The following is an 8,783-nucleotide window of genomic DNA, read 5'->3' as shown; positions in this document are numbered from 1 at the left end:
GATGGGTTGACAATTAAAAGAGCTTTAATTACCCAAAAAGCTGATGGCTTGTATGTAACACTAACACTTGAAGATAAATCAGTTCCTAGCCTAACTGTAGATATTCAACCAACAGAAGAAAACAGTTTAGGTATTGATAGTGGTTTAGAGTTTTTTGTTGCTTGCAGTGATTTAACTGCTGTTAAACTCCCTAAATTCTATCGCCAATCCGAAGATAAATTAGCTAAACTTCAATCAAAAAGAGATCGTAGAAAATTAGGGTCTAAAGCCAGAAGAAAGCTCAACCAAAAAGTAGCGAAACTTCATCAAAAGATCGCAAGGCAACGTAAACAATGGCACTATGAAATTGCTAATCAACTCTTAGATAAAGCTGATGTCTTATTTGTTGAAGACTTAAAGGTATCCAATATGTCTAGGCGAAATCAACCTAAGCAGGGAGAAAATGGAACATTTCTACCTAATGGACAATCAGCTAAATCTGGGTTAAACAAAAGTTTTGCTGATGCTGGTATCTCTGGATTTCTTAGCGAGATACTTCCTGGCAAAGCTGAAAAAGCTGGCAAGAAAGTAGTTAAAGTCAATCCAAAAGGTACATCTCAACATTGTGCAATTTGTCTTAATCGTGTTCCTAAAGAATTATCAGATCGTTGGCATTCTTGCGCTTGTGGTGCATCAATGTCAAGAGACATTAATTCGGCAATATTAATAAAAAAAGTGGGGTTGGGCGTTCGCCTCACTATAAAACGCAAATCTTCTGATAATAAGAAGAGGAGAAGCCAGCGTTCTGTTGCCTAAGCAACGAACGTCTGGAGTACGTCACAAAATCGCAGACATCAACATTGAACCTTTGAGCAGATCTCGGAGTCTCTAAGAATATAGACCCGAAAAGGTAAAGGAGAATCCGCAGGTGTTCGTTAAGGATACCACCGATATGTTAACTGATGACTGCTCTGATGCCTTTTTGGTACAACAGTGTCAGAAAGGCGATCGCCAATGCTTTCGCTATCTCTACCAACGTTACCAGGGAAAGGTTAGGTCAACTCTATATCAACTCTGCGGCTCCGAGTCCCTTGATGATTTGGTGCAGGAGGTATTCTTGCGGGTGTGGAAAGGGTTACCTAAACTCAAGCAACCAGCAACCTTTTCGACGTGGCTGTATCGGATTACGTGGAATGTAGCCACAGATCGACGCCGAATGTTAGCTAGACATCATTCATTTAACTCAAAATTTAAGACAATTGATCCGACAGATGATTCTGAGATGCACTCATCTGGGGGTGATTCTTCTGATTTGATGCACCTACACTATCAAGATTTGGTACAACGGGGGTTAGCTCACCTGAGCTTTGAACATCGTACTGTGATGGTTTTGCATGATCTTGAGGAAATCCCCCAAAAAGAAATCGCTGAAATTTTAAATATTCCTTTAGGAACTGTTAAGTCTCGTTTATTTCATGCCAGAGCCGCTCTGCGGAAATTTTTGCAACGTGAAGGAGTCAACCTATGAGTGAGTTGCCAACCAATGATCAAGCGTTGATTAATTTTCTCAAGCAAAATCGTCCAACTGCTCCTGAAGCTACATTGGATTTAGAAGAGAAAATTATTGCTGCTCTTGATACTGACGATTCTTTATTATCGGAGTCACAGCAGGCTCCAGTGGCGACTAAGACTTTAAGATTAGTTTCTTCTTTGATAGCAGTCGGTTTAACTCTGTTTTGGATGGGTTATCGCCTGATCTATTCTTCCTCGCTGAGTCCAAGTGAACAAGCTCAGTTAGAAGGTTTTATTGAAAGTAACTGGAATGGAGCAATGGAAGAAACTCAAGAAACCAGTTGGTTAACCATACCAGACAACTCTCAAGACTAACCTCTCCCTGTGGGAATATGACATCCTTAAATATTTGCTACAAATGATTGATAGAGAGATCGGAAAAAACTTTTGACTTCTTCTGGCTTCTGTAGCATTATTTTTTCGATTTCATCTAAAAATGGGTAACGGGTATAGATTGTTAATAAATGATATCGACGGTGACGACAAAAACAGGTTATGGTTCACTCTCTATAACTTGCCCAGAATTAAATTTGTTTAAAAAATAGGTTAAATTATTTAGGTTAAATTATTAATGTTATGCTTGAATCTTTGGTTTTTGGGTTAACTTTGTTCTTATTCTGTGGCAAGGAAGCAATTGCTAATACTAGAATTTTACCGACGAGCTTCCCGAACGTGTTAGCTCAAGCCAAAGTTTATGCGGGAGAACCAGACGACGATACTGAGGAGTTGCTAGAGCAATTAAATGCAACTCCTGAGCAGAAGCAGAAAATGGAAGACATTCGCGCTAAGTATCAAGCTCAGATTTCCCAACACAAACAACAAGTCCGTCAAACTCAACAACAATTGCAAGAGTTGTTATCGACGAATGCGAGCGAAAGTCAAATTCGTCAAAAATATGATGAATTGAGCCGCCTGAAGCAAGAGATGAGCAAGTTACAGTTTGAGATCATTCTGCAAGTTCGAGAAGTGCTGACACCTGAACAACGCCGTCAGTTTGCCGAGATCATGGAACAAAGACGTCGCAACCGTCCTCGCTCAAACCGCCAGTAGAACTGCTCAATCCTGACAAGTCGTGAGGTCAAAATCTCCCGATCTCCTCCTTTGTAAAAACTCATCGGAGAAAGATCAGGGGTATCTTCTCATCAATTTATGAAGTTTTGTAAAAAAATGAGAGATCTTCTGATAGGATCTTAAGTTAAGTTTAATACCGACCTATTTATGACTATATTAATCGTGGGTGCTACTGGCACTCTAGGCAGACAGATAGCTCGTCGGGCGTTGGACGAAGGCTATAAAGTCCGTTGCTTGGCACGTAGTTACAACCGCTCGGCTTTTCTCAAAGAATGGGGAGCCGAACTGGTTCCTGGGGATCTATGCAAACCCGAAACCCTCAAAACCGCTCTGGAAGGCGTGAGCGCCGTGATTGATGCGGCAACTTCTCGACCGACTGATTCTTTAAGTATCAAAGATGTCGATTGGAAGGGTAAAGTCTCACTCATTCAAGCCACCAAAGCCGCAGGTATTGAACGCTATATTTTTGTCTCCTTCCTCGATGCGGAAAAATACAAACAAGTCCCGCTACTTGATATCAAATACTGCACAGAGCTATTTTTAGCAGAGTCCGGTTTAAAATATACGATTTTAAAGCCTTGTGGCTTTTTACAGGGAATTATTGGTCAGTATGCTATCCCGATTTTAGAAGGTCAATCCGCTTGGATTCCGGGGGTAAGTTCTCCCATCGCCTATATGGATACCCAAGATATCGCGAAATTTGCCATTCGCGCCCTGTCTGTACCCGAAACTGAAAACCAAGCTTTCCCCGTTGTGGGTTCTCGCGCTTGGTCAGCCGATGAAATTATCCGCCTGTGTGAACGACTCTCGGGTAAAGATGCGAAGATTACCCGGACTCCCACGAGCGTATTAAGGTTTGTTCGCAGTGTAACTCGTTGGTTTCAGTGGACGTTGAATATTTCAGATCGATTGGCATTTGCTGAAGTCTCCGCCACAGGTCAACCCTTGAAAGCATCTATGGACGAAACCTACCGTGTATTTGGTTTTGATCCGGCAGAAATGACTACTTTAGAAAACTATCTGCAAGATTATTACAGCCGGATTATGAAGAAAATTAAAGAAGTTGAATACGAGCGGGAAAAACAGAAAAAACGTAAACAAAAAAGAACCCCCTTTAAGAAAATTTAATCTCGTGCGTCACAGCGATTGCCATTTCTGCCGTTGAATATTCTCAGGCAGGTGGGGTTGAATGTTGATCGAGGCAGACTCAAGTTATGGTAGAATGCACTCTATGCCAGACGGGAGTTTGATAGCTCTGTGATTTTCGCGTTTGAGGTCGAAAAACTTGCGGGTGTGAACTTCAACGAGATCATCATGCGGCTTTGAATATTCTCAAAAAAGCTATCAGTACGGCGGTAAACGTCGAAACTACTCTCCTCAAAGTGGAACGCTGCTGGAGATTTGACCTATTGATGGGTTGATTGTGATCACGGTTCTCTTGGATGCAAGCTCCGGGAGCCGTTGTGACTTCGTTAATCGATGAAGGTCAAATCCTCGACAGAAGATTTTTCTCCACTCAGGTCCCAGGAGTGTCAATGAACTCTCAACGGATTGCAAGTTGATGGGTTGGATTATATTGTTTTGAACCTAAGTTAAGTTAATTCGCGTGCCCAAAGCTGGGATTATTTATAACGATGCCAAATCAGCGGCTTGTCGAATCGCTAGCGAGTTGAAAGACAAGCTGACTTCTAATGGCTGGCAAGTTCACACTGCAACGGGTGTGGGCGGCTTGCTTGGCTATTCTAACCCTGATCGTCCCCTCTGTCATACTCCTGTCGATCAGCTTGCACCGACCGGATTCGACGAAGAAATGACTTTTGCCATTATTCTGGGTGGAGATGGCACGGTATTATCTGCCTCTCGCCAAGTTGCCCCCAAAGGAATCCCCATGCTAACCGTCAATACAGGTCACATGGGATTTTTGACCGAAACTTATATTAACCAATTACCGACGGTTCTCGAACAGGTCATGGCGGGAGATTACATCATTGAAGAACGAGCGATGCTTTCTGTCGAGATTTATCAGGAAGATAATTTACTCTGGGAAGCGCTGTGCTTGAATGAGATGGTTTTGCATCGTGAACCCATGACCTGTATGTGCCATTTCGAGGTCAAAATTGGCCGACACGCTCCGGTTGATATTGCTGCTGATGGGGTGATCATTTCCACGCCAACGGGTTCTACTGCCTATTCTCTGTCTGCCGGGGGAGCCGTTGTTACCCCAGATGTGGGCGTGTTGCAACTGTTGCCGATTTGTCCCCATTCTCTGGCTTCGAGAGCTTTAATTTATGCCGAGAAAGAACCCGTGACCATTTATCCGGCGAGTCCTAACCGCTTGGTGATGGTCGTTGATGGTAATGGTGGATGTTATGTCTTATCAGATTATCGGGTGAGAGTAACGCGATCTCGTCATTCTGCTCGTTTTATTCGGCTGAAGTTGCCCGAATTTTTCCAGGTTTTGCGAGAAAAGTTGGGTTGGGGACTGCCTCATATTGCTAAACCTACTTCTGTTGAATTGCCGTGAGGTGTTAGGGTCTAGGCTATTGCCGAGGGTGATGGGGTGACGGGGTGATGGGGAGAGGTATTTTTTCAACATGAAAAATAGCTTTTTATTAATAAAAATCCTCCCAACCTCCCAACCTCCCAACCTCCCAACCTCCCAACCTCCCAACCTCCCAACCTCCCCACTTCCCAACCTCCCAACCTCCCAACCTGGCTCTTCTGGGAAGATGGGGAAGTCTGTTGATCTCTCATCGTTCAATTTTTCCCTCTAACGTGGTAAAACGGTTAATATCACTGCGGGGGGATTTGTCAATGAGTGTAATTGCTGGCGAGCATCATCCATCAATTTTAGTGATTGAATCAGATGAACTCTTAGCCCAACACGTGAGCTTAGATTTAGAAGAATCAGGCTACTATCCAGTTGTGGTGTCTAATGTCACAGTGGGACTTCATCGAGCCACAGAAATGCAACCCGCTTTGATTGTGGTTGATCGGATGTTGGGAGGAGAGTCAGGATTAAGCCTATGTCGTCATTTGAGAAATCAAGGAAATCGCACACCGATGGTGGTGTTTATGGCGCGGGATACGCTAGAAGATCGGGTGGCTTGTTTAGAATCAGGAGCAGATGATTACTTCCTCAAACCCTATCGCACAGAATCGTTTTTGCAATTGGTGCGTCTGTATTTACAACCCACTGATCACAACACCGATCAACTCCGTTTTAGTGAATTGGGATTGGATTTAGCGACTCGATGTGCTTTTCGCAATGGTCGAACCATTGAGTTAACGATGAAGGAATTTGATTTGCTTCGATACTTAATGGAACACCCCCGAGAAGTTTTAACCCGTGAACAAATCTTAGAAAATGTTTGGGGTTATGATTTTTTGGGTGAATCAAATGTGATTGAAGTTTATATTCGCTATCTCCGTCTCAAAATTGAAGAAGAAGGGGAAAAACGTCTGATTCAAACGGTAAGAGGCGTGGGTTATGTTTTACGAGAGTCTTGATTCGACAGGGAACAAATTGAGCCAAATTAACAACATGATCGGTAATTCTATATTCGCCTGACCTCTTATTCGGTTTTTTAACGATTTTCCATGAGCAAATTTTTGGCTTTCTGTTTACTCCCCCTTGGACTGGGGGCGGTGTTGAGTGGTATTGTTTTCCCCCTGCAAACGGCTTCAACACTGGAACTTTTTTTCTCTCCTGATTTTATCGCTCAGTTTTCATCCCCATCTGAAGAAAATTTAGGTCAAATGCTCCCGATAACAGCCCAGACAACCCTTGGAGGTGAGGTGATTCAACTAGAAGTCGCTCGCACTCCGACTCAACAACAACTTGGACTAATGTATCGGACTTCGTTACCGGATAACCGAGGAATGCTATTTTCCTTTTCTCCGCCTCGGGTTGTCGGCTTTTGGATGAAAAATTGTAAAATTTCTTTGGATATGATTTTCATCCGTAATGGCGTGATTCAAGCGATTCAGGTGGGTGCGCCTCCCTGTACAACAGAACCTTGTCCCACCTATGGCCCTCAGGTTCCAGTAGACCAAGTGATTGAAGTGCGAGGAGGGCGAACTCAAGCGTTGGGAGTGAAACCCGGCGATCGCATTGAGATTGAATATCTGAACTCTGATCGCCCTTAGATTCTTCTAAATGATCGGAAAAAATTTTTTTTACAGAATCTTTACAAAGTTTAACTGGATTTGATAAAAATTTAATGATAAAGTCTATCCACAAGTCAAGAAATTTGCTACGCTATCATTTCTAGCGTCTAAAGTTTATCCGACTTCCAGTGAGCCATTGGCTTAGTTGATTCAGGTGTGAGAGACAAATGAAAGCTTGAGCGCAATACAGGTATCCCGATTTCGGATCGTGATTGCGACCCGGGTATTTGCTTCGATTTTTGGGTTAGGGTAAGCGATCAAATTTGATTGATAAAGTACCCATGACTTGATGGAGCGAGTTCTTAGATTCTGACCCCGGACAGATTCAATCCTTTGAAGAAGCTGTTGTAGTAGTGAGCCGCGAAATTGTATTGAGATTAAGCCTATAACTACGCATAGCTAAACAAGTAACTGAATTGGGTTACTGTTGAGTTGCTGATCATCGGCAACCGTGAGGAGTGCAAAAGTTCAAAAGAGTTCGGAATTTGATTTACAGTGAATGTAGATCAACAATCAGTGTGAGTGTAGAACTCAAAAAAGTCTGACTTTTTAACGCTGAAATTGCAGGTAGACAAAAAACAAACTGGCTTAGTGTTGTTTTCAAAATAACTATCTACATTACACAATGGTGTCTATTAAAGGGGAGGTGAATACCAAAATGACACCAAACACCTACTCTCGATTTGTGCGATTTTTACAAGAAGAGTTATGTGTTTCGCCAGCCCAGATCGCTTTTGCGGAGAAGGCTCAAGCTACGTCTAATGAAAAACAAAGATATCGTGATCCGAATCCACTATCAATGACTCTTTTGCAGTATGGATTGGTGACTTTAGAACAACTCGATAAAATCTTTGATTGGTTAGAAACTGCTTAATTAATGACCAAATACAAAGCCTCACACTTCAGATGTGGGTGGCTTCGTTGACCTTTTCAAGACAATTGAAAATGTAGGGTAGGGCAGATAAAATGGGCTTGCTAAGTCTTCGAGTTAGCCCAGATTTTATCCCCTCTAAACTTGATTTAGTTAGGCTGTATGATCAGCTTTCTCAAATGATCAAGAAGTCTCAGCATTCGCGATATAGGGGAGTAGAAAATGGTGGATCGATCAGGCTTACAGCCGGGCGATCGCTTACGAGTGATTACTCCGAGTGGTGCGCTGCGTGATCTCGAACGGTTTGAACAAGGTTTAGAAATTTGGCGATCGCGAGGTTATGATTTAGAACTGACTGTGGGTTATGATCATCAATGGGGTTATCTGGGCGGAACGGATCAGGCTAGACGTGATCAATTTGCCGAAGCTTTGAATGATCCTGATTGTCGGGGTATTATTTGTTCTAGAGGCGGTTTTGGGGCGACTCGTTTGCTGGAAAATTGGCAATGGGAAAGACTCAAACCGGATTGCACTTCTAAGTTTTTAATCGGTTTTTCAGATATTACTGCTTTACTGTGGGGAAGTCTTCGGAAAACCACAGGTATACATGGCCCGGTGTTAACGACTTTAGGGGAAGAACCCGACTGGTCAATTCAACGTTTATTTGATTGGTTGGAAGGTCGTCCAATTGAACCCCTACAGGGAACCGGATGGGGAAATGGAACAGTGCGAGGACGGCTATTACCGGGAAATTTGACAGTGGCGACTTGTTTGCTAGGAACTGCTTATCAACCCCAGTTATCCGGTGCAATTTTAGCGTTTGAGGATGTCAATGAGGAACCCTACCGCATTGATCGAATGTTAACCCATTGGCGGATGACGGGAGCGTTACAACAAGTTGGGGGAATTGCTTTAGGGCGCTTTAGTCAGTGGGAGAAAAATCTCAACCCCAATAGTTTTAAGTTAGAAGAAGTTTTGCGCGATCGCTTAGGAGATTTAGGGATTCCAATTGTTTCTGATCTGCCATTTGGCCACGACGGAGCTAATGCGATCTTACCTGTGGGAATTATAGCAGAATTAGATGCAGAGAGAGGAATTTTAAATTGTTTGAGCGAATAAT

The 8,783-nt window shown here is 43.0% G+C and carries 10 protein-coding genes; all 10 read left to right on the top strand.

All coding sequences use genetic code 11. The features are described from left to right. On the top strand, positions 1 to 795 hold a 795-nt coding region (locus tag L8106_RS13565; RefSeq protein WP_009784892.1), incomplete at its 5' end, for an RNA-guided endonuclease TnpB family protein. 136 nt (positions 796 to 931) lie between these two features. Then, positions 932 to 1,507, top strand: a complete 576-nt coding sequence (locus L8106_RS13560) for a sigma-70 family RNA polymerase sigma factor (protein ID WP_009784891.1) — start codon at positions 932 to 934, stop codon at positions 1,505 to 1,507. Next, positions 1,504 to 1,866 (top strand): hypothetical protein, encoded by a 363-nt coding sequence (locus L8106_RS13555; protein ID WP_009784890.1) that lies wholly within the window; start codon positions 1,504 to 1,506, stop codon positions 1,864 to 1,866. Before L8106_RS13560 ends, L8106_RS13555 begins: the two co-directional genes overlap by 4 nt. Positions 1,867 to 2,127: 261 nt before the next feature. Continuing rightward, a complete protein-coding gene (locus L8106_RS13550) occupies positions 2,128 to 2,601 on the top strand; it encodes a Spy/CpxP family protein refolding chaperone (protein WP_009784889.1) in 474 nt (157 codons plus the stop codon). 168 nt (positions 2,602 to 2,769) lie between these two features. Beyond that, complete coding sequence (locus L8106_RS13545) at positions 2,770 to 3,750, top strand: NmrA family NAD(P)-binding protein (protein WP_009784888.1); 981 nt, start codon at positions 2,770 to 2,772, stop codon at positions 3,748 to 3,750. Between the two features lie 478 nt (positions 3,751 to 4,228). Then, positions 4,229 to 5,146 (top strand): NAD(+) kinase, encoded by a 918-nt coding sequence (locus tag L8106_RS13540; protein ID WP_009784886.1) that lies wholly within the window; start codon positions 4,229 to 4,231, stop codon positions 5,144 to 5,146. A 290-nt stretch (positions 5,147 to 5,436) separates the two neighbouring features. After that, positions 5,437 to 6,132: a response regulator transcription factor NblR gene (gene nblR / locus L8106_RS13535; RefSeq protein WP_009784884.1), complete on the top strand. Its 696-nt coding sequence runs from the start codon at positions 5,437 to 5,439 to the stop codon at positions 6,130 to 6,132. Positions 6,133 to 6,222: 90 nt separating this feature from the next. Continuing rightward, positions 6,223 to 6,771 carry a DUF192 domain-containing protein gene (locus L8106_RS13530; protein ID WP_009784883.1) on the top strand — a complete coding sequence of 183 codons (549 nt, stop codon included), beginning with the start codon at positions 6,223 to 6,225 and terminating at the stop codon, positions 6,769 to 6,771. Between the two features lie 679 nt (positions 6,772 to 7,450). Beyond that, positions 7,451 to 7,666 carry a DUF2949 domain-containing protein gene (locus L8106_RS13525; protein ID WP_009784882.1) on the top strand — a complete coding sequence of 72 codons (216 nt, stop codon included), beginning with the start codon at positions 7,451 to 7,453 and terminating at the stop codon, positions 7,664 to 7,666. Positions 7,667 to 7,885: 219 nt separating this feature from the next. Beyond that, positions 7,886 to 8,782 (top strand): LD-carboxypeptidase, encoded by an 897-nt coding sequence (locus tag L8106_RS13520; RefSeq protein ID WP_009784881.1) that lies wholly within the window; start codon positions 7,886 to 7,888, stop codon positions 8,780 to 8,782. Position 8,783: the final 1 nt, after the last annotated feature.

Source organism: Lyngbya sp. PCC 8106 (assembly GCF_000169095.1).
Taxonomy (GTDB): Bacteria; Cyanobacteriota; Cyanobacteriia; order Cyanobacteriales; family Microcoleaceae; genus Capilliphycus.
This window is presented reverse-complemented; position numbering and strand designations above follow the sequence as displayed.